At 39.7% G+C, this 23,290-nt stretch carries 22 protein-coding genes; 15 read left to right on the top strand and 7 right to left on the bottom strand.

Annotated elements, in window-relative coordinates; translation table 11 throughout:
- The first annotated feature begins 43 nt into the window (after nucleotides 1–43).
- The gene (locus IGJ28_RS14270) at nucleotides 44–883 is read left to right on the top strand and encodes a MerR family transcriptional regulator (RefSeq protein ID WP_113849365.1); all 840 of its coding nucleotides are present in this window, start codon (nucleotides 44–46) and stop codon (nucleotides 881–883) included.
- Between the two features lie 282 nt (nucleotides 884–1,165).
- Here IGJ28_RS14270 and IGJ28_RS14275 read toward each other — a convergent pair whose 3' ends face one another.
- Both IGJ28_RS14275 and IGJ28_RS14280 read right to left on the bottom strand, forming a co-directional pair.
- On the bottom strand, nucleotides 1,166–2,452 hold the full coding sequence (locus tag IGJ28_RS14275) for a metallophosphoesterase (RefSeq protein WP_252711527.1): 1,287 nt from the start codon (nucleotides 2,450–2,452) through the stop codon (nucleotides 1,166–1,168).
- Between the two features lie 123 nt (nucleotides 2,453–2,575).
- A complete protein-coding gene (locus IGJ28_RS14280; RefSeq protein WP_081132113.1) occupies nucleotides 2,576–2,833 on the bottom strand; it encodes a hypothetical protein in 258 nt (85 codons plus the stop codon).
- 136 nt (nucleotides 2,834–2,969) lie between these two features.
- Between IGJ28_RS14280 and IGJ28_RS14285 the strand changes: the two genes are divergently transcribed.
- On the top strand, nucleotides 2,970–4,307 hold the full coding sequence (locus IGJ28_RS14285; RefSeq protein WP_081132112.1) for a CHAP domain-containing protein: 1,338 nt from the start codon (nucleotides 2,970–2,972) through the stop codon (nucleotides 4,305–4,307).
- Nucleotides 4,308–4,844: 537 nt separating this feature from the next.
- Here IGJ28_RS14285 and IGJ28_RS14290 read toward each other — a convergent pair.
- Complete coding sequence (locus IGJ28_RS14290) at nucleotides 4,845–6,989, bottom strand: HelD family protein (protein WP_252711526.1); 2,145 nt, start codon at nucleotides 6,987–6,989, stop codon at nucleotides 4,845–4,847.
- Between the two features lie 354 nt (nucleotides 6,990–7,343).
- Between IGJ28_RS14290 and IGJ28_RS14295 the strand changes: the two genes are divergently transcribed.
- From IGJ28_RS14295 to IGJ28_RS14345, 11 genes are all read left to right on the top strand, one after another.
- A complete protein-coding gene (locus IGJ28_RS14295) occupies nucleotides 7,344–8,381 on the top strand; it encodes an oxidoreductase (protein WP_138371127.1) in 1,038 nt (345 codons plus the stop codon).
- A 141-nt stretch (nucleotides 8,382–8,522) separates the two neighbouring features.
- Entirely contained in the window at nucleotides 8,523–8,840 is a 318-nt protein-coding gene (locus tag IGJ28_RS14300; RefSeq protein WP_113850285.1) for a PadR family transcriptional regulator, read from the top strand.
- 4 nt (nucleotides 8,841–8,844) lie between these two features.
- Nucleotides 8,845–9,684, top strand: coding sequence for a hypothetical protein (locus IGJ28_RS14305; RefSeq protein ID WP_252711525.1), 840 nt, complete (start codon nucleotides 8,845–8,847; stop codon nucleotides 9,682–9,684).
- A 122-nt stretch (nucleotides 9,685–9,806) separates the two neighbouring features.
- The gene (locus IGJ28_RS14310) at nucleotides 9,807–10,754 is read left to right on the top strand and encodes a tocopherol cyclase family protein (protein WP_252711524.1); all 948 of its coding nucleotides are present in this window, start codon (nucleotides 9,807–9,809) and stop codon (nucleotides 10,752–10,754) included.
- A gap of 78 nt (nucleotides 10,755–10,832) precedes the next feature.
- Entirely contained in the window at nucleotides 10,833–12,812 is a 1,980-nt protein-coding gene (locus IGJ28_RS14315) for a S9 family peptidase (RefSeq protein ID WP_252711523.1), read from the top strand.
- Between the two features lie 320 nt (nucleotides 12,813–13,132).
- Nucleotides 13,133–13,285, top strand: coding sequence for a 50S ribosomal protein L33 (gene rpmG / locus IGJ28_RS14320; RefSeq protein ID WP_081132107.1), 153 nt, complete (start codon nucleotides 13,133–13,135; stop codon nucleotides 13,283–13,285).
- A 57-nt stretch (nucleotides 13,286–13,342) separates the two neighbouring features.
- Nucleotides 13,343–13,462, top strand: a complete 120-nt coding sequence (locus tag IGJ28_RS14325) for a putative metal homeostasis protein (RefSeq protein WP_021150266.1) — start codon at nucleotides 13,343–13,345, stop codon at nucleotides 13,460–13,462.
- Between the two features lie 31 nt (nucleotides 13,463–13,493).
- Entirely contained in the window at nucleotides 13,494–13,673 is a 180-nt protein-coding gene (gene rpmF, locus IGJ28_RS14330; RefSeq protein ID WP_195957431.1) for a 50S ribosomal protein L32, read from the top strand.
- A gap of 16 nt (nucleotides 13,674–13,689) precedes the next feature.
- The gene (locus IGJ28_RS14335; RefSeq protein WP_170081569.1) at nucleotides 13,690–14,088 is read left to right on the top strand and encodes a hypothetical protein; all 399 of its coding nucleotides are present in this window, start codon (nucleotides 13,690–13,692) and stop codon (nucleotides 14,086–14,088) included.
- Nucleotides 14,089–14,288: 200 nt separating this feature from the next.
- Nucleotides 14,289–14,516, top strand: a complete 228-nt coding sequence (locus IGJ28_RS14340; RefSeq protein WP_003125702.1) for a hypothetical protein — start codon at nucleotides 14,289–14,291, stop codon at nucleotides 14,514–14,516.
- Nucleotides 14,517–14,742: 226 nt separating this feature from the next.
- Nucleotides 14,743–15,144: a NusG domain II-containing protein gene (locus IGJ28_RS14345; RefSeq protein WP_195957432.1), complete on the top strand. Its 402-nt coding sequence runs from the start codon at nucleotides 14,743–14,745 to the stop codon at nucleotides 15,142–15,144.
- Nucleotides 15,145–15,221: 77 nt separating this feature from the next.
- Here the strand turns inward: IGJ28_RS14345 and IGJ28_RS14350 are convergent, their stop codons facing one another.
- The 4 genes from IGJ28_RS14350 to IGJ28_RS14365 all read right to left on the bottom strand — a co-directional run bounded on the left by IGJ28_RS14350 (nucleotide 15,222) and on the right by IGJ28_RS14365 (nucleotide 19,353).
- On the bottom strand, nucleotides 15,222–15,497 hold the full coding sequence (locus IGJ28_RS14350; protein WP_086269038.1) for a hypothetical protein: 276 nt from the start codon (nucleotides 15,495–15,497) through the stop codon (nucleotides 15,222–15,224).
- 135 nt (nucleotides 15,498–15,632) lie between these two features.
- Nucleotides 15,633–16,778 carry a cation:proton antiporter gene (locus IGJ28_RS14355; RefSeq protein WP_005470619.1) on the bottom strand — a complete coding sequence of 382 codons (1,146 nt, stop codon included), beginning with the start codon at nucleotides 16,776–16,778 and terminating at the stop codon, nucleotides 15,633–15,635.
- A 187-nt stretch (nucleotides 16,779–16,965) separates the two neighbouring features.
- Nucleotides 16,966–17,778 (bottom strand): alpha/beta hydrolase fold domain-containing protein, encoded by an 813-nt coding sequence (locus tag IGJ28_RS14360; protein ID WP_003125709.1) that lies wholly within the window; start codon nucleotides 17,776–17,778, stop codon nucleotides 16,966–16,968.
- Nucleotides 17,779–19,353, bottom strand: a complete 1,575-nt coding sequence (locus tag IGJ28_RS14365; RefSeq protein WP_081131580.1) for a PucR family transcriptional regulator — start codon at nucleotides 19,351–19,353, stop codon at nucleotides 17,779–17,781.
- Nucleotides 19,354–19,469: 116 nt separating this feature from the next.
- Here IGJ28_RS14365 and fdrA point away from each other — a divergent pair, with 116 nt between their 5' ends.
- Both fdrA and IGJ28_RS14375 read left to right on the top strand, forming a co-directional pair.
- Nucleotides 19,470–22,478 (top strand): DUF1116 domain-containing protein, encoded by a 3,009-nt coding sequence (fdrA, locus tag IGJ28_RS14370; protein WP_103301027.1) that lies wholly within the window; start codon nucleotides 19,470–19,472, stop codon nucleotides 22,476–22,478.
- Nucleotides 22,471–23,277, top strand: a complete 807-nt coding sequence (locus IGJ28_RS14375) for a DUF2877 domain-containing protein (protein WP_103301026.1) — start codon at nucleotides 22,471–22,473, stop codon at nucleotides 23,275–23,277. Before fdrA ends, IGJ28_RS14375 begins: the two co-directional genes overlap by 8 nt.
- The last annotated feature ends 13 nt before the right edge of the window (nucleotides 23,278–23,290 follow it).

Here is a 23,290-nt window from a genome sequence, read left to right on the forward strand (position 1 = left end):
ACTGTAACGTAACGTAACAGTCAATAGGAGGGAGGCATTTTTTTTGAAAAAATTTTTGACCATCAGTGAACTTGCGGCTTATGGCGGTGTTAGTCGTCGTACACTGCTTTATTATGATCAAATCGGGCTGTTCAAACCTAAACAGATCGGTGAAAACGGGTATCGTTATTACGGATTTGAACAGTGTGCGGAATTAGATGTGATTTTGGTCTTGCGAGCATTGGATATGTCCTTAGAGGAAATCCAAACATTTCTAAGAAACCGCAATCCTGAGACGATGCAAAAAGAGTTAATCATCCGTCGTAAAGAAGTAGATCAGAAAATAACGGAACTAGAGGAACATAAAGCCGTTTTGGATCGGTTCATTTCGCGATTTGAAAAAGTACAGACAGCCGATTTTACCAATATGACTTATAGTTATCGGTCAGAAGAATATTTTGCTGTTTCTGAAGAAATCAATGAGTATGATGAGACTTCGGTCTTTCAGGCTTTTTCACGTTTTTATCCTTATTTAGATTACAAGGATTTATTTAGTGGCTACCCCATCGGTTATTTAGTAGAAGGATCTGCATTCGATCAAGAGTCGATCCATGAAGCTCCTTACCGTGCATTAGTGATGATTCCCAAAGAACGACTGCCTCTGTACTCGGATCAGGCAATTATTTGTAGACCAGCAGGAAATTATGTGTCGGGATTCGTTAGAGGGGAGATCCATCATTTAAAAGATTTTACAAAACGATTCAAAGCCTATCTGGAATCAGCTAATTTACAGATAGATGGAGATATCTGGGAACTGATGTGGCAAGATGATGTATCCACGGATCAAAAAGAACAGCAGATTTTTGAAGTGATGTTGCCTGTTAAGGAAAGAATACCAAGCTAAATCTACACAAGAATGGAGAGAGGAAGTCTGTTGACGACATTTTTGCCAAAATGTGTTATACTGATTGAATACGAGAAATATTTTTGTACCAACGTTATCTTGTTTTTAGGAAATTTATTCAAAACTGGCGTAACTTCAGAGTTACAAGGATGCAGTAGAGGTTAGGGATTGCATCGTTTAAATGAGAAATAAATAATAGTAGTAATAGTCTGCTTCAACTTTCAAAGAATAAATATTGCATCGTTAGATAGCCTTCCCGTCTTATGACAGGAAGGCTATCGTTCATTTTATGGGAAGTGTCAGCGCATTATCTGGACTCTTATCTTCCAATAGCGAGTCAACATATTGTTTTAGAAAATAAGAATATGTTGCCAGCAGCTGGTATTCTTCAGAATGTCGAATCGTTTCTTTTTCTTCTTGCGAATAAACGTCGTCACCAGTAAATAACGCTGCATTCATCTTTGCAATAAATGTACATAATGTGTTGATTTGTTCTTCTGTCAATTCAGTAACAGATGCGAGCTGTTGGCGCACCATTTTAGTTGTATCTTGTTGAAAGATGGTTGCTTGATAGTTGCTATACTGCAAAAGTTGAGGATCTTTCCGCTTATTCTTAGCAGCCCATTGGTCCAAATCAATCACCTTTTTTTCGTAGTTGATCGTTTTATCAGTAAGTGTTACGACCCCATAGCCAAGTTCTTGTGTGGAATAAGAGCCGGTGACAATTTCCTGAATACCAGAGGGTCCTTCTGTAATATCTTGGATATGGATGTGCCCAGAAAAAATCGCTGGTACCTGATAAGCAGTGAGTAATTGCTGCAATTGCGCCGAGTTATCTAAAATATAACCTTCTTTCAACAATGAATTATGTTCCAGAAGATTATGGTGCATGAAGAGAAGTGGTGTCTGCTGCTGTTGTTTAGCTGCTTCTAGTTGATCCTTCAGCCATTCTAAGGTGCTTTCTTTCAAGCGGCCATTCGTAGTTGGCTGGTTCCAATTCACTTGTTCTTCATAAATACATGAATCAAGTAATACTAAGCGATACTGGTCATTGAGATTGATGCTATAGCTTAATGAGGTCCGATCAACACTGTCAGCTTTCTCGTAGCCTTCGGAAAAAATATCTTTGAAATCTTGCGGGCTGATTTGATCGGCATAAAATTCCTTATCCCCATCAAAAATTCTGGCCCAACCATTGTAAATCTCATGATTGCCGGGCAAACTCAGTACCATGATCGAAGCTTCTTGTAATGGTGCCAATAACTCGGCAAGAGATTCTGCACTTGCTTTCTCTCCATTCAATGTCATGTCCCCTGTCAAGATCACTCCTGTTGGCCGTTTTTCTAGGGCTTCAGCAACAAAAGCTTCCAAACTTTCTGCCTGATAGCGCATTTCTTTACCAGCGGCACCTTCAGCAAACTGGTTGAAGGCTATACCATTATCGTGAAGTGCTGACGACAGGAAATGAACATCGCTTAGCAGCCAAAATTCGCTTTCTGAATCTTGCTGCAACACACTGTTCGCTTTTTTGGTCGTCCAAAGAGCAAGCAAAAGTAAGCCGCAAACCAAAATGCTACTGATCCAGATAATTATTTTTCTTTTGGAAATGATGCTTCCTCCTTTCGAGCGGTATTCTTCCTATTATAGGAAGAGAAAACTTGCTTGTCACTTAGAAAGGATCAAGTATTTTGCTTACACGGTATCTTCTTTAATGAAAAAAGAAACGGATAAAGAGAGGGCCAAAAGAGAGAAAAAAGGGGATTCACACTGTAAAAAAGCAAATTTTTTGGTTTTTTCAGGAGTTTTTGGACTACCTGAAAAATAAAAAAGCGCTTTTTTATCGATTTCTTTTTTTGAAAAACATTTTAAAAATGCTGTTTTATCAAGCTTTATAGCTAGCATAGAAGAATATTTCTGATAAGAATTGTCTTTGAAACATTTTTGTAACATTCCTTTTATCTGTATGTCATATGCTTATGTTAGAATTCATTTGTCGTTAAATCGAACTTTAAATTTTCTTATATTAAGTAAATTTTTTATTAAGACAACTAATTTACACAAAAAGCGCTAGTCGGAGGAAAAACGAGTGAAGAAAAGTTTGTTATCAGCATTAATGGTGTGTTCTCTAACATTAACAGCAGTTGCAGGACCAGGATTAGTATCAGCAGATTCCATTGATGATCAAATCGAACAACAAAATCAAAAAATCGATTCCCTAAAAGGACAACAAGCAGATGCTCAATCACAAATCGATTCTCTAGAAGCAGAAATTGATTCAGTGAGTGCAAAAGTCAGTGACTTAGAAGCTAAACAAGTTGCACTAGGTAAAGAAGCAGAAAAATTGCAAGATAAAATTGCCACTTTAAAATTACGTATCGCAAAACGTGAAGAAGCTATCAAAAAACAAGCACGTGATGTGCAAGTAAATGGTCAAAGCACAAACTTTATCGATGCAGTTCTAGAAGCAGATTCTTTGACGGATGTTATTGGTCGAGTACAAGCCATGACAACAATCGTAAATGCCAACAATGATCTAGTTGAGCAGCAAAAACGCGACAAAGAAGATGTTGAACAAAAAGTAAAAGAAAATGAAAGCAAAATTCAAGAAGTAGCAGCAACTCAAGCTGAGCTGCAAAATCAAAAAGATGCATTGGCTACAAAACAAGCAGACCTGAATGTGTTGAAAGCTAATTTAGCTGCTGAACAAGCAACAGCTGAAAAAGACAAAGATGCGTTGAACAAGAAAAAACAAGAAGCGGAAGCTGAAAAAGCACGTGTCTTGAAAGCTCAACAAGAAGCAGCGGCTGCTAAAAAAGCAGAAGAAGCAAAACAGGCAGCAGCATTGAAAGAAGCGCAAGAAAAAGCAGCTGTTACAGAAGATGTTCAAACAAGTACAACGAAGACAGAAAGTTCTTCAGATACTTCTGTTGTTGAAACAGCAACTGCTGGATCATCAAGCAGCTCAAGTTCATCAAGTAATAGTTCAAATTCATCAAACAGTTCTTCATCAAATACAAATAACAGCAATAATTCTACAGTCAATACCGGTGGTAGTGGTAAAGACCACTCATCATCAGGTAACATGTATGCAGTAGGACAATGTACATGGTATGTTAAAAATCGCGCACCATGGGTTGGTACTTACTGGGGAAATGGTGCCCAATGGGGTGCATCAGCAGCAGCTGATGGATACACAGTGAATGGAACACCAGCCGCTGGAGCAGTTGTTGTCTTTGCCGCAGGCCAATCCGTTGGCGGAGAGTGGACAGCAGATGGTACGTATGGACACGTAGCCTATGTGGAATCTTATGATCCTGCAAGCAACACCATTACGATCTCTCAAGGTGGAATGGGCTTCCCTTCACCTACAGGACCAAACACAGCAACAATGAATGCATCCGGTTATACTTACATTCATCGTTAATCAATAGATTTAACCACTAATGATTCGTCATTAGTGGTTTTTTTGTATCTGCAAATAGCGGACGCTGCTCCAACTATTCCAACTGACAGTTGGGCTTCAATGCTCTACTGTTGTTAAAATTTATGTAAAAAAGCCTTCCGCGCTTGAATAAAACAATTGAATTGGAACAACTGACACGAACTTCCAGGGTTGACGATCGCTGCAATTTCAATTATTGGACAAATGTTGTGACGAAATTATTCCGTCTAGTTCTAATCCCATGGGAAATCTTTGCATCTACGTTTTTAAGATCATAGAAGAAGACAAGTAAGATTATCACAAAGGGATGCGGATCAACGAAGAAGAGTCGGAGGTTGAAGGGACAAGTCAAAAAGGCTTAGGGTAAATAAAGTGAAACTTCATTTATCCTAAGCCTGGACAGATGCATTTGCTCAAATAGACAAAAAGGTATTTTTTTCTAAAAAAACTTAGTTGTTAAGTGCTGGATCTGGCAGTAGTTTGATTCTGGGCTTTATTCAAGAATCAATGGTTTTCGGATTAGAAAAAGGCACTAAGTTCTTTTTTATAAGTAACCAGCATACTTTCCATGCCACGGGACAGCAGTGTATACAATATTCGCTTGTCTTGTGTTGTATAGAATTGTTCGTTTGAAACGTCATAAAGAATGACATGATCAAATTCTCTTCCTTTAGCGATGTCAATCGAATAAACAGGAAAGGGGAGTTGATTTGTCTGTCCTTTGAGATATTCTTCCAAAAAAGCAGCCTCCTTATGGCTCTTTGTCAGTATCGTATATTGCCTTCCCTTTTTTATGAAAGGCGTGATAGTTGCCAGCCATTCCAACTCATTTTCAAAACGAATAAATCGGGGAGGCTCTCCGACCGGGCGAACAGGCATGATCGACATAGTTGTATGGTTGGCAAGCTTTGCAAACAATTTAGTAATTTCACCACTGGAACGGTAGCTAGTTCGTAAGTCATAGCGTGTGACTGATCGATTGTTAGCCTCAAAGATTTCTTGAATCTCTCTAAAATCAATCGCAGAATTAAAAATTGCTTGATTTTCATCCCCAACCATGGTGAAGGCTGCTCGGGGAAATAGTGTCAATAACAGCGTACACTGAGCGGGTGTATAATCTTGGATTTCATCGATCAGCAAAAAAGCCAGCGAGGGTACAGGAAGTTTCTCGATAAATAGGTGTCGGTTGAATAAACGAATTACTGCTTCATCTAACGTGATAGTAGAATGTTTCAGATAAGGCTGTTGGGTGAACGCCGTATAATAGTGTTCTAAAAATTGATCCTCATCGATCCAGCTATTCTGTTTCAATTGTTCATCAACGACTTGATACCTCATTCGCAATAATTGTTCAGTATACTTTTGAATACTGGAGGGAGAGTCGTCTTCAATCAAATGACCAAAGTATCGTTGCTGCTGCTGTTCAGAAAGTGCTAATACTTGATCTTGCAAGTGGTTCTTTTTGGCATTTCTGATCAATTGTGACTCCCACTCACTTATTAATCGTTTCTTGGTTGCTTGCAATCGCTCGATCATAGGGAGTTGTGGTGTAGATTGATAGATTGACTGAATCTTTTCTTTGGCTATAACGACTTTACCCTTTCGAAGGATTGAGTGAAACGAAGGTTCGATCAGGGCTGTCTTGCTGGCTGATTCTTGCAGAAAGGCCACAAACTCATTGCTGCGGAGCGTTTCTGTTTGAAAAGAAGTAGGTTCTTGTAAACGGGAAAAATAGGCTTCCTCATTTTCTAAAGGAACTGTATTTGCTTCTTGCAGCAAATACGAGCAAAATTGACGAATCGTCTGATTTAAAGGATTTTTTTCACCTAATGAAGGCAAGACATCTGAGATATAGTGGATAAAATCTTGATTGGGTGAAAGGATCAGTACATTGTCAGATGTGATCTGACTACGGTATTGATACAATAAATAAGCGACCCGTTGCATAATAACTGAGGTTTTTCCACTACCGGCTACTCCATTGACCAATAAGGTTTGACTTGATTGGTCACGAATGACTGCATTCTGCTCTCTTTGGATGGATGCTGTGATGTCGCGCATTTTTTTGCCGTCGTTCTTTTCTAGTGCGGTCAATAAGACATCATCTTGGATCGCGACAGAAGTATCGAAAAAGCGGATCAGTTTATCATGAGCGACAATTAATTGCCGTCTATTTTTAATAGATACAGCAATTTCATGTTCATTGACTTGGTAAGAAGAATCTCCTAACGTATTGTTATAAAAAAGCTCAGCGATTGGAGAGCGCCAATCATAGACTAAGTTATGACTATCTTCATCTGCAAAGCCGTTGATGCCAATATAAAAGGATTCAGCGGATTCACCATCAAGAAAGTCAACGACTATTTTCCCGAAATAGGGTGACTGGAGCAAACGTTCTACGGCTGCCAGTTCTTTTTCGGCTGTTTGCAAACTCAGATTCATTTGGTCAATTTCACGATTTTTGCTCTCAATGGCAGCATAAGTTTCCAGACTGTCTGACAAGTTATCAAAATTGAGTCGAATATCCGTGCCAATTGTTTGGAGGTCTTGCAAATGGCTTGCGTAGCCTTTATCCAGAAAAGAGCGTAGGGCTTTTTTTCGAGTGATCATTTTTTGATAAACAAAAGATAAATGACGTTTCTCTAATATGCGTTGCTTTTCCATCTGTTTTCACATCCATTTCCCAGAGTATGTTTCATTATACGAGGTGGCGGCAAAAATACTAGTCTGTTTTTTACTCGTTTTTTCCTGTATAATAACTATAGGGAAAAGAATTGCTGATAGAATTATTAATCAGCAATTCTTTTTTGTTTTTAAAAATAATAAAGGCTAACTCCATACCTAGCTAACGGGAGACTGTAGTTTTCAGCAAAGTAAATTGACTTTTGGTCTATTCGCCTACTGTTCTTTGATTCATGTTCAAAAAAACTAACTCTTTCTGCTTGTATTTCTATGTGTAACAACTATACTGATAACAAGCAGAAAATGCAATTTAATGAGTAGCGGAGGAATGTCAGTATGTCATTATTATTATCGCCAGTTGAACTGGCGGGGTTATCGTTAGAGAATCGTGTTGTCCTTTCACCAATGTGCATGTATGAAGTGAAAAAAGAGGATGGGATTGCCACGCCATTTCACTTTGTTCACTATGGTGCTCGTGCATTAAGTAAAGTTGGCTTGCTGATCATTGAGTCAACTGCTGTGGAAGCAGATGGACGAATCACCAAGAATGATCTTGGTTTATGGAATGAAGCGCAACAAGTTGAGTTATCAAAACTCGTTGCATTGCTTCATGGTTTCGGTAGCAAAGTGGGGCTTCAGTTGAACCATGCTGGGCGCAAAGCAGCGGATGCAGGTTACCCAATAGCACCTAGCGCCGTTCGCTTTAACGAAAGCTATGCTGTTCCTCACGAAATGACGCTTACTGAAATCAATCGTGTCCAAGAATCCTTTGTGGCAGCAGCCAAACGTGCGCAAGCTGCTGGCGTAGACATGATTGAATTGCACGGAGCTCACGGATATTTGATTGATCAATTTCTCTCACCAATCGTGAATCAGCGGACAGATGAATATGGCGGATCATTAGCAAGCCGCTATCGTTTCGTCAAAGAAATTGTTCAAGCGGTTCGAGCTGTCTTTGATGGGTCACTTTGGATGCGGTTGTCGTTAACCGATTATGAAACAGAGGATAAACAAAATTCAATCACAGAATGGCAACAAATTGGACAGTGGCTTGAAGCAGATGGGATTGATTGTTTAGATATCTCTACGGGCGGTTTGTTAGATAGAAAGCCAACGATCCCGGTTTATGAAGGGTATCAAACACCTTTTGCAACAGCTATGAAAGCAGCTGTTAAGATCCCAGTGGCTACCGTTGGGATGCTGGATAACCCTAATTTATGTGAACACATTCTGCAAACCAAGCAAGCGGATTTAATTTTACAAGGACGAGCGTTGATTAGAAATATTCACTGGTTGGCAGATGCCGCTACCCAGCTCCACGATCGCTCATTTCAACCTTATAATGATTCCTATGGGCGAGGAATCAAAAGATAACCGAAAACACAGTATGTTTACACGTACTGTGTTTTTATTTTTTTAACTAGTATGCTTTACATACTAGATGCTTTTTGATATACTCAAATCAACTAATAGGTAAAACATACTAGTAGAAGATGATTCATGGAGGTGAAAGTCGTGAAAGAAACGCAGTTGTTAAAGGGCGTCTTAGATGGTTGCGTCTTGCAGATTATTTCAAAAAAAGAAATTTATGGCTACGAACTTGTACAAGAATTGAGAGGATATGGTTTTGAAACGATCGTTGGCGGTACGATTTACCCCTTACTTCAGAAACTGGAGAAACAACGTTTGATCAAAGCTGAACTGAAAAAATCACCAGATGGACCAGACAGGAAATATTTTTCATTGACAGAAGCTGGAGAAGAGTACCTAAACAGCTTTAAACAACAGTGGGAAAACCTAGTGAGTAAAGTAGAACGAATTATTGAGGAGTGAGAACATGAATAAGAAAAAACAACTAGCTTATTACCGAGACAAAACAAATGAGATTTCAAAACAACTGTCAGCAAGCAATCAGAAATATTTTGAAGATTTGAGAGAGTATTTACTTTTTTCTAGCCTGTTTCAAGATGAATATGCTGTGGTTGCTCAAGTCTATGAGATAGCCAATGATTTACTTGAAGCCCAAAATCATGGTGAAACAGCAGAAGAATATTTTGGGAAAAATCCTAAAGAAATGGCAGATGAGCTGTTGCGTAACACACCCAAAAGCCGTTTGATCGATCAGTTGAATTTGATTTATATTATGGTCGGCGCCTCATGGCTGGTCAAACTGTTTAATGACTTTTCTTCTGATAGTGTCTTGCAGTTAAATCTTTATTCTTATGTGACAACTGCTGTTTTTTCAGTCGTTTTGGTCATCCTCTTTTTCTTTGGGGTGCAAAAAACGATTTATTTAAAGCAAGGTTTTTTTCAGAGTAAGTTAAAGAAATTTCTGGTTTTGTGGGTGATAGCGATGGTCTGGATTGGTGGTTTGGTTTTACTGAATCTATATACCCCTAACCTTTTTGTGGTGACGTTATCTTATCCAATGGATATGGTGCTAATGTTGGTGCTATTAGTCGCTGCCTGCGCCTTGATTTTCTTGCGCAAGGAAAAAGACTTTTATCCCGTCGCCTTTATGCTAACGATTTTCGTTATACTTGGAATCCTTCAACGATGGGCCTCCAAAGAGAATTTGACAAATGATAATCGGTTTAAAGGGCTGTTGATTGCATTGCTTGTGGCAGCTTTTGCTGTTTATATCCTTTGGACCAGACGTTCTGTAAAAGATAAGTAAGCCGTGATCGAGAATACGAACAGAAAAATCGTAGATCTTACAATCCTGGATTGGTGAAAACGTCATAAGCCATCTTTTATGCCATTCATGCTACACTAGTTATAGCTGAATGGAGGGAACGTATGGCGATTACAACAGATCATTTTTTTCATGGCAATACGAAGAAAGCTGCATTTTTTGAAGGATGGTATTTCAAACATCAAATTGGGGATGAGGTGTATGCATTTATTCCGGGGCTATCGATTGAATCGGATGGAAGAAAACAGCCATTTATTCAAGTGATCAGCCATGAAGGCTCCCATTATTTTCCTTTTAGTGAAGCGGAATTTTCAGCTGCTGAAGATCAGTTATTAATTAAGATCGGGGAGAATCACTTTAGCGAACAGGGAATTTCGTTATCATTAGAGAGTGCGGAATTATCAGTTAAAGGCACATTGACCTACGGTGCCTTTCATCCAATATCTCGGAGTCGCTATGCCCCAAGTATTATGGGGCCATTTTCCTACCTTTCATTTATGGAATGCTACCATGGTATTTTAAGTATGGCTCATAGCCTCTCGGGAACTTTGCTATGGAATGAGCAGTCACTTGATTTCTCTGAAGGAATCGGGTATCTCGAAAAAGACTGGGGAACCTCGTTTCCAGCTGCCTATCTATGGGTACAATGCAATCAATTTGAAGCGTCTGATGTCCGATTCTTTTTCTCAGCAGCAGACATTCCTTTTTTAGGAACGGCTTTTTTAGGGATTATTTCAGTCTTACAAATAGGGGATAAAGAATATCGCTTGGCAACGTATTATGGTGCCCGCTTAGATTCTGTGACTCGCAAACAAGGTCGATTAGTGATTATTGTTAGGCAAAAAGGGCTTGAACTAACGATTGAAGTTGCAGAAAAAGAGGGCCATTCCTTGATGGCACCAACGGATGGTGTCATGAATCGAATTATTCGGGAAAGTGCCAGTACGGAGATTTTGCTGACGTTGATAGAAAATGGTCAGACGATTTTCCGACAAACGGGTTTCTCTGCCGGTTTTGAAGAATCCGGCATCGTTCGTGGATATACCTATTAAGAATAAAGAGTGAATCCGCTGACATCATGTCAGCGGATTTTGCTATAATGGAATTATCCTAATTTTGGAGGCGGGTAAATGAAAATAAAAAAAGAGTCGTTGTTTGAGTTGAAGAGTGTGGCACAGCCAGTAGCTGCTGGTGAGCGCATATTCTATCTTGAGAATACAATCAATGAGGAAAAGAATTGCTATGAATCGGAGATATTCAGTGTTGATCGAGAGACAAAAGAAAGGCAGGTATGGGGCAACCAATTAAAAAATAGTACCGAGCTAAAAGTTTCTCCCGATGAAAAATGGCTGAGCTTTCTGTCGACAGAGAAAGAAACAGAAAAAAATCAACTAATGATTATGCCGTTAAACGGTGGACGAGCTTCTGTCTTAGTAGCAGAGCAGGGAATCAGCAATTATTTTTGGACAGACGATGCTACAGCGGTCTATTATCAAGTCTCAGCAGATAAATCAAAAGAACGAGTGGATGACTCTGAGAAAAAATACGATACGTCAAAAGAAAAAGCTGCTGAAAACGATTTTCCTAAAATAAAAATGACGACCAAATTAGGCTATCAAGCAGATGGTGCGGGCTTTTTATCTGAGAAAATCACGCGAGTAAAGAAAGTCTTATTAACGACGAAAGAATCAGCAACTATTTTTGAAACAGATCTGGAAATCCATCTTGAAGCAATCATGGAAAAAGAGCAAGGTCTACTCTATACCGCAGAGACGAAACCCGAACGAGAATGGCATTATGGAAGTATGCTGTATGCGTATGATCTGACAACGAATCAGCATCACTCATTTGAATCTGATCTGCCTGAAGGGACTTATTCTTTTGCTGCTTTATCTGGCAACCAATTGCTGCTTTTGGGGAATGACCTAACCTATGGATTTGTTACCCAGGAAGATCTTTATCTCATGGACCTTGAAACAAAGGAAGTAGTCAACCTCTCAAATGAACAAGACCTTGCCATCGGCAATACGATCATCGGTGATTTTCAACAAAAAAATCGTGGTGTTTCAGTAACCTGGATCAACAAACAACAGTTTATTGTACCAGTGACTACTCATGGAAAATTGCAATTGTACCGTGTCGATACGAAAGGACAATGGACATTACTATTTGACCAATTAATGGATATCACTGATGCAGCAAAGATTGATGAAACCCACTTAGCAATCACTTATTCGACACCAACGATCCCAAGTCGACTAGCGGTGCTTGACTTAACTAGTGGCGAGCTAGAACTAGTAGCTGATCCGAATGAAGCTCTGATGAATGACCTGTCGATCAGTGAACCGCAGCGCTTTTGGTATGAGGGAGCAGATGGTTGGCAAATCCAAGGATGGTATCTACCACCGATCGAGACCAGTCAAGAGCACCCTGCGATTTTATATATTCACGGTGGACCGCAAGTTTGCTATGGGGAGACGTTCTTTCACGAAATGCAAGTTCATGCAGCCAATGGTTACGGAGTGATTTTGCTGAATCCTCGCGGTGGGCAAGGCTATGGTCAGGAGTTTGTTCGCTCGATCCTAGGAGATTATGGCAATAAAGATTACCAAGACTTGCTCTTAGGTGTGGATGACGTGCTTAATCATCATCCAGAGATCGATCCCCAAAAAATTCATGTCGTTGGCGGTAGTTATGGGGGCTTTATGACCAATTGGATCGTAGGGCACACGGATCGTTTCTGCTCTGCCGTCACACAGCGGTCGATCTCCAATTGGATCAGTTTCTATGGAACCAGCGACATTGGACCATTTTTTGTAAAATATCAGTTGTTGCATGATTTAGATGAGTCTAAGAAACTCTGGGAAATGTCGCCATTAGCTTATGCAGACCGTGTGACTACCCCTACATTGGTTTTACATGGTGAAAATGATCTACGCTGTCCACAGGAACAAGGACAACAATTTTATACGGCATTAAAACGGAATGACATTGACACGAAATTGATCCTCTTTCCGCATTCTAGTCATGGCCTTTCTCGCAGCGGGTTGCCCAATTTACGCCTTGAACGGTTGTCGGCTATCACGGAATGGATGAAGACACACGAATAATAAAAAACAAGATACCAGTAAAGTATTGGATAATTACTAGAACAATTTTTAAGAAGTTGTTCTAAAATACCAGCTTGCGGGTATCTTATTTTTTTTGTTAAATCAAAGTTTTTAAAGAGAGAAACAGCTATTTTTATTTCTGGTATTTTATTAAATAGAATTTTTTTCAGAAACGATCAACGACTCATATGAAACATCTTTCATTTATAAAATAACAAAAATATAAAAAACTTCTTGAATCTTCTACTTTTCTATGATAAGGTTTAAAACGTAATCGTTACGTTTTGTTTTTTGAAGAGATTTTTGGAAGGAGTTTGAGGATGAGAAATAATATTATATTGGAATGTGTAGAAACCGGAGAACGACTCTATCTGACTAGCAAAAATCAGCGCAACACACCCTATCGATTGGAATTAAAAAAATATTCACCAAAACTACGGCGAAAAGCAATTTTTCGCGAAATAAAGAAGTGAGTAAAGAATACAGATGAATCTTAAAGAGAGAAGTAGGACGATAAAGGAGGAAAATGATTGGAAAAAACAGATCTGGCAAGTGCTTATCGCCGCTTGAAAAGTCCAAATATCAAGACTCGCAAGCGTGCGCTAAAAATTATCCATGAATACAAGCGGAACAAGAAAAAAATTAGCTAACGAAACTATTTTTCCAAGAAAGGATTAAAAAATGGCAGTACCAGCTAGAAAAACTTCAAAGGTAAAGAAAAACCGGCGGCGGAGAAATCAACAATTGAAGAAGCCAGCCATCCATTTTGACAGTACCAGTGGGAATTATACACGAAGTCACCATGTGTCATTAAAGGAATATCTTTTGAAGAAACCGATCATAACGAAAGCAAATGACTGAAAGGAAGTAGAGAATAATGATGATCCAATATCCATCATTGGTTGAAGAGGCTTATTGCTACCAAAAGAAAGTTGATCCGACAGTCACTAAAGCAGAAATTTTTCAGCTGTTATATCACAAAGGATTGATTGGGCCAAAGGGTGAACCAACCAAAGAAGCATTAGATTCAGGTTACGTAAAGGATTATACAGAGTCCATGGACCTGACATACACCGACTTCTTGATTCTTTATCCAGTATTTGCCAGGTTTTCGGCTGACCATTTCAAAAAGATCGACCATTTCTGGGAAATGGATCGAACACTGCAAGAAAGGATTTTAGGTGAAGTAGAAATGAATCAGTTTACAGAGGATGAATTGATTGATTTATCGGCTTATTTTGAAGACCGTAGATTATCAGAACCAACTATCGAATAGAAAGATCAATTGAAAAAAGCTTTTTTTCAATAGAAGATATGCAAATACTTTAACAAAAAAACGGTGTTGTTTTCCATCCGAAAAATAGCCCTTCCTACTTTCGTTTTTCTTTTGGAGATATTAAAACTGGGAAAAACAAAGCAAATCAATTTGGTTTTTAAATAGAAGTTGCTACAATAAGATTCAGGAGGGGAAGTACAATGAAAAAAATTGAAGATGTGAAAGAAACTGAGGTGCTTGCCAAAGCCTATATCGCTGTAAAAGGGTATCAAGACCAAATCAATGTTTCAGGGGATGAAGTAAGTTTTTCCGGAGAAGTCGACAGTGGTAAGCATGATGGGGTACCAAGCAAATTACCCGATACAGAAGATGAAATCAAACAAGCAATCGATCAAATGATTGAAACCATTAAAAAAGAAACGATTTAAGTAGCCACAGCTGACAATGATGCAAAAACAGGAAGCATCCATTGAAACGCATGATGAGCACAACCAATCATTTATGATTTTAATTGTATTCAATAAAAAGGCATTGGCAAAATCAGGTGATTTTTGCCAATGCCTTTTTATTCAATTATTGAAATCAGCAAAGGACATAACTAGACGACTAGCTGTTTTAAAGAAAAAACAGTAAAAAAAGAAAGAGGTGATACGAATGAGGCTGCTAGATTCTTTTATTCGTTTATTAAAACCCTTTGATTACCTCCTCTTTGCTGCATTGATTGTAGGATCTTTTCTGCCATTCTTTTTCTCTGCACAAGCTACGGAGAATACAGGTGATCGTTACGCGATCGTTCGAATCAACGGGCAAGAGGTTGACCGATTCAATCTCGAACAAATTGAATCATTGACAAAAACGTATGCTCCGTCTAGAAAACAATATAATATTATCGAAATAAATAACGGGAAAATTCGCGTGAAAGAAGACAATAGTCCAGATCAGATTGCTGTTAAAACTGGCTGGATCTCTCAAAATGGACAAACCAGTATTTGTTTACCTCATAAATTAGTGATCGAGATCTATCAGGCAGGAAGCGATGACTATTATATTTACTGATTGAGACCGTCTGGATTGAATAGTATTTATCGTAGAAGCAGTTGAAAAGTGCTCTTGCCAGTCATTCTAAACAAGAGTTAGTTCTGCCTTTTTGAATGATCAGCAACTCGTCTTTGTTCTTCTAAAAAATAGTTGAATGTTTCGTCATTGTTTCCGGTAATATCGATGGTGCCTCTATTGATTTTAACGAGTGCACCATTCGCACCGCCGGATCCGGTATCGACCATGGGGTGCCACCCTTTATGAGGATCTTTTCCTCTTTCACGTAATTCAAAGTTCTTTTTTCTTAAAATCAGTTTTTTTTGCTCTTTTTTCTTTTGGTGATTTTCAATGGAGTTCTTGATGATTTTCATGAGAATACGCCCTTTCACGATGTGTTGTCGGCCTTTTGATCCTATATAGCTTTATTGTAATGTTTTTTTGCTTTAAATACAATAAAACACCTTCTCAATTCAGTTGAGAAGGTGTTTTGCCTTTTACGAATTGCATCAATAGATTTTTTTTGTAAAATATTTCAAAATCAGTGGGGAGATCAGTGTGCTCAATAAAACCACAATTACTAAGGGTGAATAAAGAGCAGGTGTGATCAAGTTATTTTGTTGTCCGATTTGTAAAATGATCAGAGCCATTTCGCCGCGAGATATCATCCCTGCACCAACCATCCAAGCACTATTGTTGGAGAACTGAGCGATTTTTCCGCCAGCAAAGCCTCCGACAAGTTTAGTCAAAATAGCTACTACCGTAAAGGCTAAGATAAAGAGTAATTGCTCATTCAACAAAGAAAAGTCTACTTCTAAGCCGACACTAACAAAGAATACTGGAATAAACACGGCATACCCCAATGCTTCTACACTGTGTTCCACTTCTTCTTTGACTTTTGTTTGGCTAACAGCGATCCCGGCAAAGAAAGCACCAATCACAGAGCTCAAACCGACTAAGTCAGCAAGATAAGCCATACCTAAACAGATGATCAGAGACATGATGATGACTGAGGCATTGGCAAAGAGCTTTTCTGCTAAAGAAAGTAAGAACGGCGCAATCCATTTAACAAGTAAGAAGATCAAAACAAAATAAATAAGTTCTACAAATAGTGTGACAGGCAAAGGGGTGCTTTGCGTACCAGAACCTCCCAAAAAGGAAAGGCTGAGGCTCAATACCAAAACGACCAAAATATCGTCGACAACTGAGGCGCCTAGAATCGTCGAACCCTCTTTGGTATTAACAACATTTAGTTCTTTGAGTACCTCGACAGAGATACTGACAGAAGTTGCTGCTAGAACAATACCAAAAAAGAAGGCTTCCGTTCCGCTGCTTTGAAATCCGATACCTGTGAGATAGCCGAATAACATCGGGAAGAGGATCCCCAAGATCGCTACAAACATTCCAGGGCGAAAATAGCGTTTCAGTAAAGAAATATCACTTTCTAAACCAGCTAAAAACATTAGCAAAATAACACCGATCTCAGAAAAATCGTGTACTAAAATGTCTGGATGTACCCAATTAAGTCCTGCACCTCCTAATAAAACACCAGCCAACAATTGCCCAATTACAGCAGGGACGCCAATCCGTCTTGCTATATGAGAGAAAAGAGTTGTTGTGAGGAGGATTAGGCATAAGATACCCACAAATTCCATTAAATTCATCCTTCTTTCTTTCAAATAATCATTTTTAGTATAGCATGTAACCAGCAATCTTGGTGTAAGTAAGCATTGTTTGCTGATTTTCAAGTTGAAAGAGAAGAAAAATTGATCAAAGGCAGCAGAGGGTTCTTTTTATAACACTCTGCTGCCTGTCAAAAATGATTTTGTTTTAGTTTTTTTGTCAGTGGTCATTTAACCAGGTATTTAAACGGGAAAAAACCATTTGGACTTGGTCATCATCTGTTTCTTTCAGGAAGTCATGCGGCAGGTCATAAACAGCTATAAATTTACTATCTGGAATTTTCTTTAATGCCTTACTATAGCGAAATGGGACTTCTTCATCGGTACTGCTGGCTGTACTAAAAACAGGAGGAAAGAGTTGTAGCTCTTCCGCTGGGAGCGCATAATCCGTCAACTGATTGGAGGAAATGCCATATACCTCAGTCAATTTTTGTTGCTGAAGTGCATAAATATAAAAGAGATAACGCTGAAACTGGGGATCATCCCATACTTTCTCTGTTAACTCGATTTTTGGCAGAAGGGACTCAGACAATGGTGGTTGAGTCGTCTGACGAGAAGTTTCAATGAAAGCTAAGTCTGTATAGCCATAAAAGTTAATTAGGCTTTCGGGCATTGGCAGTTTTTCAGCAAAAATTTTTTTCGTCAGTGCCATCATCAAATACCCTCCCGCTGAACGACCGCAGATTCGATAAGGGTGCTCCTTGATTACTTTCGCTTTTAATTCCAAGAAATTCTCCCAGGTAGCGGCAATAATTTCAGAAAGTGAACTGTTTGGTGCCAACAAATAGTCCATAGATAGGATCGTATAGTTGTGTTCATGAAACAATTCGATCAATGGTTTGGGAATATCCTGCCGACTGCCGTAAACGAATCCGCCACCATGCAAGTAAATCAGATAGCTCTCTTGCTCAATGGAATCAGCAGGGTAAAGACTAACTGAGGCACCGGTAGATAATAAAAAGTCTGTTTTCATTTATAAACGACTCCTTTTCTTCAATTCTAATAAATACGTACCGATTTCATAATTAACCAATTGGATAGGATTTGTCAAATCAATCTCCAGCAACTGCTCGATTTTGTTGAGACGATAGCGAATCGTTTTCGAATGCAGAAAAAGAGCCTCGGCAGTTTTCTTGTAATTGCGGTTGCTGATAAAAAAAGTATAGAAAGTAGTGAATAATTCCTCGTCTTCTTCTGACATTTGGTACAACTTTGGGGGAATGCTTTGCTGCAGTCGTTCCAACTGATTTTCTTTGATAAAGGAGCTAAAGATTCCTAAATCACTGTAAGTTAAGATCGGTCCTAGATAGAACTGGCGGTTGAAGCGAATGGCATCGAGACATTGGGGCAAGATTTCCTTGATATGTTCTTTAGTGAAGACTTCGCTGACTGCTAAGCAAGCAGATTCTTCTGATAAGAGAGAGACTTCAAATTGTTTTTCCAAGTTCTTTTTACTGATTTCTTGGGCTAGCTGCTGAAAATTATACAGGACGACTAAATAATTATGATGCTCAAAAAACACATGGGCAGTTTTCAATGCCCGTAATTTGTGCAGGACAGCTATTTTTCTTTGCTTATCTTTAAAGGTATTGGAGGCAAAAGCAATTCCTTGGTAGTAATCATAACGATCTAATTGTGCCTCTTGCAGCAATGCAGCTAATTCTTCGGAATTATTCGGTGTACTTTGCAAAATGGCTTCGGCCAGATTGTTCATCCGATTATAGCGCTCTTTTTTTAGAAGATATTCCATTTGCAGCCGTTCGTAAATAACGTCTACGACATTCTCGATAATCATGACCTTTGCTTCGGGGATCTGAGAATCTTTTTGATAAACGATCAATGTACATAAGTCATTGAATGGGTTGATGATATCCACTTTGATTGCAGTGACATACTGATTGTTCTCATGAGAAAAAAGCTCTAGATATTCATAATGATTTTTTGTGAATTCGATGGTTTTCATTGGTTCACTCTTTGTGACTACATAATTCTTAAAGGATTGACCGATCGCAACTTGAACATCCAAATGGGGGATCCGTAATGAACAAGGTTTTTCGATCAACTGATAAAACTCTTGCATGATCTGCTCAAAGGACGAATGGTTGCGTTCAACCTTCATGAAACGCTGACGGACCTCATAGTAGGTTCGCAAGAGATGTGTTTGGTGATTCAAAAGCGGTTCATAAACCGCCAACATGATTGCTTCGTAACTAACATCTTGCTGTACTTTGATCAATGGGATCTGATAATCAAAACTAAGACCAATGATCCATTCAGGAATCATTGGAATCAGGCGATCGACTTTGACGACTAACCCACTGACCCCAATCTGCTGCATCTTTTCAAAAAAAACACGCAACTGATCCATAGAAAGATCCGTGAAGGCATAGAATGAAGTCAAGATCAACTGATCTTTCTTACTCCATTTTTCAATATCGATGGCTTCAAGCACCATGACAGAGGCCACTGGATTTGTTAAACCAATCGTGCCAGTCAGTGTCTTGCTATCTTTGAAAAGCGGCAGCTCAATCAATTCTTTTAATTGCATAAGATTCTCCTTTTTCCCCTTTTGGATAAAAAGTATAGCATTTTTTTAGACTTTTATCCAATGAAAACGCAAACAAGTCGCGTTAGAATAAAAATATAAGAAAAGGAGGAGAACAAATGTTAAACACAGTGATCTTAAAGAACAACTATCAAGATTCGATCAATCTCATGTTGTTGACGAATACGATCAATGATCTTGATGGCGTGACAATGAGTCAGATCATGATGGGGACAGATGCAAACAAAGATATTTTAAATAACACTGGCTTGCTGACGCCTGAAGCAGAAGCTGCTTCCCCGAATGACATGATGATCGTTGTCGACAGTGAAGACGAGCAAATCATGGAGGAAGTTTTACCGGCGATCGATACCTTTCTAGCTGATCTTTCCGCTAAAGGTGACGACAAAGAGAAACCTGCTGCAGCTTCTTGGCAAGAAGCACTGACTGCTTTGCCGGATGCCAATGTGGCGTTGTTCAGTATTCCGGGAGAATATGGCGCAGCCGAGATGGAAAAGGCTTTGAAGAATGGTCTGCATGTTTTTTCTTTTACGGACAATGTAGCTATTGAAGATGAAGTTCGCTTAAAGAAATTAGCACATGAAAAAGGACTATTAATGATGGGACCAGATTGCGGAACAGGGATCATCTCTAGTATCCCGATTGCCTTCACCAATGTGGTTTCACCTGGAAATATTGGTGTAGTTGGTGCATCAGGGACAGGGATCCAAGAAGTCACAACGATCATCGATCGTCTAGGTGGCGGGGTAGTACATGCAATCGGAACTGGTGGACGTGATCTCAGTGATAAGGTGGGAGCCATCACTGTGAAAGATGCGATCGTCGCTCTGGAAAATCATGAACCAACCGATGTGATTTGTGTCATCTCGAAGCCACCTGCAAAAGAAGTGCGGGATGAAGTCGTTCAATTGCTGCAAAGCATCAGCAAGCCAGTCGTTGCTATTTTCTTAGGTGAAAAACCTGAAGCCCATGAAGGAAAAGTTTACTTGGCACACACATTGGAAGAAACTGCACAAATCGCTGTTGATTTAGCAAATGAAGAAGCTGTCAAACGGAATTATTTTACAAAATTGGACAAACCAAACGTATCCACTTTAGACAAAGACAAAGTTGTTAAAGGCCTTTATTCTGGCGGCACACTAGCTGCTGAAGCGGGCATGTTGATTTCGGAAGCGTTGAACTTAGAAGGTTTAGTCAAGCAAGAAGGATATATTTTGCATTCTCACGGCTACGATGTGATCGATTTAGGCGATGATATTTATACGCAAGGAAAACCTCATCCAATGATCGATCCAGAGGTACGGATTCAAAAAATCGAAGAGTATGCAGAGGATGAACAAACAGGAATTATTTTGTTCGACGTGGTTTTAGGTTACGGTGCACATGAAGATATGGTCGGAGCATTGCTACCTGCCATCGAAGCAGCACAAACAACAGCTAAAACAGCTGGGCGTGATCTTTACTTCGTGGCTACAGTCTGCGGAACCACGAAAGATCCGCAAAATTATCAAGATGCAGTCGATCGCTTGAAAGCAGCGGGGGTTTATGTAGCAGAAAGCAACGCGAAAGCTGTTCAATTAGCACTCTTGTTAAAAGGTGTTGAAATGTCAGAAGCAGATAAAGCGGTGGAAGACTACACGGGGACAACGATTGATGTACCAACGGTTAGTGAGCAAGTGATGGAATTATTGACAACAAAACCGCGAATCATCAATGTCGGCTTACAAAGTTTTAATGAATCGATCTTGCAATATGGTGGACAAACGGAGCAATTTAACTGGCGTCCTAGAGCGAGCGGCAATAAAAAAATGATTCGCATTCTGGATGCACTGGAAGATTTTGAGGATCAAATTGCAGCGGACAACCAAGAAGTGACAGACAAAATCAAGAATGCGCAACCTTTCTTGATCGATGTGGTACCTGCTAAAACAGTCATTGCTGAACTAAATGAGCAGCAAAAAACGTTATTACATGCTGGACCTCCAATCGAGTGGTCAGAAATGACTGGACCGATGCAAGGTTCTTGTATTGGCGCGGCGTTATTTGAACGGTGGGCAACGAATGAAGAAGAAGCACGCCGGTTGTTGGAAAGCGGAGAAGTTCGTTTCATGCCTTGTCATCATGTACAAGCTGTTGGCCCGATGGGTGGAATCACTTCTGCAAACATGCCTGTCTTTGTGGTTGAAAATCGTCTGACAGGAAATCGTGCTTACTGTATTTTGAACGAGGGTATCGGCAAAGTGTTACGTTTTGGTGCTTATTCCCAAGAAGTCATTGATCGCTTGGATTGGATCAAAGATGTTTTAGGACCGACGATCGCTAAAGCATTGCAGTTGACAGAAGAAGGCATCAATTTGAATGTCTTGATCGCGCGTTCGATCACGATGGGGGATGAATTCCACCAACGAAACATTGCGGCCTCATTGAACTTCTTGAAAGAAATTTCGCCACTAATCATTCAAACAGATATTCCGGAAGATCAAAAGTACGAAGTTATCAAGTTCTTAGCAGATACTGATCAATTCTTCTTGAACATCATGATGGCTACCGGTAAGGCCATCGTTGACGGTGCTCGTTCAGAAACAAAAGGGACAGTAGTGACAACGATGACCCGTAACGGTGTCAATTTTGGGATTCGTATCGCAGAAACAGAGGACGAATGGCACATTGCCCCGGTCAATACGCCAAAAGGTCTGTACTTTACCGGCTTTACTGAAGCAGACGGTAATCCTGATATCGGAGACAGCGCCATTACGGAAACCGTCGGTGTTGGGGCAATGGCAATGGTTGCTGCACCAGGCGTGACGCGTTTTGTCGGTGCCGGCGGTTTTGAAGATGCCTTGGAAACATCGAATGAAATGGCAAAAATTTGTCTGGGACACAATTCGACATTTTCGATCCCAACATGGGACTTCCAAGGAACATGTTTAGGAATCGACATTCGAAAAGTAGTCGAAACAGGGATCACACCAGTGATCAATACTGGAATCGCCCACAAAGAAGCTGGAGTAGGACAAGTTGGTGCGGGAACGGTTAGAGCACCTCTAGGCTGTTTTGAAAATGCTCTAACAGCTTATGCGAAGAAACTAGGGATCGACGTTGACTGAAAAAATCATTGCGAGTGATTACCTGTCTCCGATCCAGCAATTTGGAGGAATGGGGAAAATCCATAGTGTATTTGATCGTTCATTTAATATTCAAGTCAATGAACAGTTGATCAACATCAATAATTACCGCAGCTATCTGGCAGGATTTGGGATGTATTTACCTGAAGAACAGTTTCGGGCAATCATGCCTTATGTGGAGCCGGGAAATTTAGTCAAGATACGTAGTCATAGTTTGACATTTTATAGTACCAAAGGAACGATTGTTTTGCCTTTGACAGATGTTGCTTTTGTTTCGCTGCAAGTGAAGGACCTTACCTTCACTGCAGCGGAGCGAAACAGCTTAAAAGAAATACTGACCCAGCAAAATTTAGTAGAAAAAATTGGACTTCCTTTAGAAAAACGAGCCTTAGAAATTTTTGAAGCGTTGCGGCATCCCGAGCCAGATTGGCAGCAAGTGACTGCTTATCTAATTGGCCGAGGGAAGGGATTGACACCTAGCGGAGATGATCTATTGGTTGCTTACCAAGCAATGCTTTATGCCTTTGATCAACCAGCGGAGAAGTTAGCAACTGCTCTAGCGGTTCCTTTGTCTACTACTGATGTCAGTAAAGCCTATATTTCCGCCTCTATCAAAGGTTATGTCAATTCATTGATCTATCGATTATTGACTGATTTGAAAAGCCAAGATCAGCAGCTGATCGAAAAAGATGTAAAGGATGTCATGAAAATCGGCCATTCATCGGGCATTGATCTGTGTTTTGGCATGCTGCTAGCATTGGAATCAATCACTTTAGAATAGAAAAGAGGAGAAA

The organism is Enterococcus sp. AZ091, from assembly GCF_051714805.1.
GTDB classification, from domain to species: domain Bacteria; phylum Bacillota; class Bacilli; order Lactobacillales; family Enterococcaceae; genus Enterococcus_D; species Enterococcus_D gallinarum.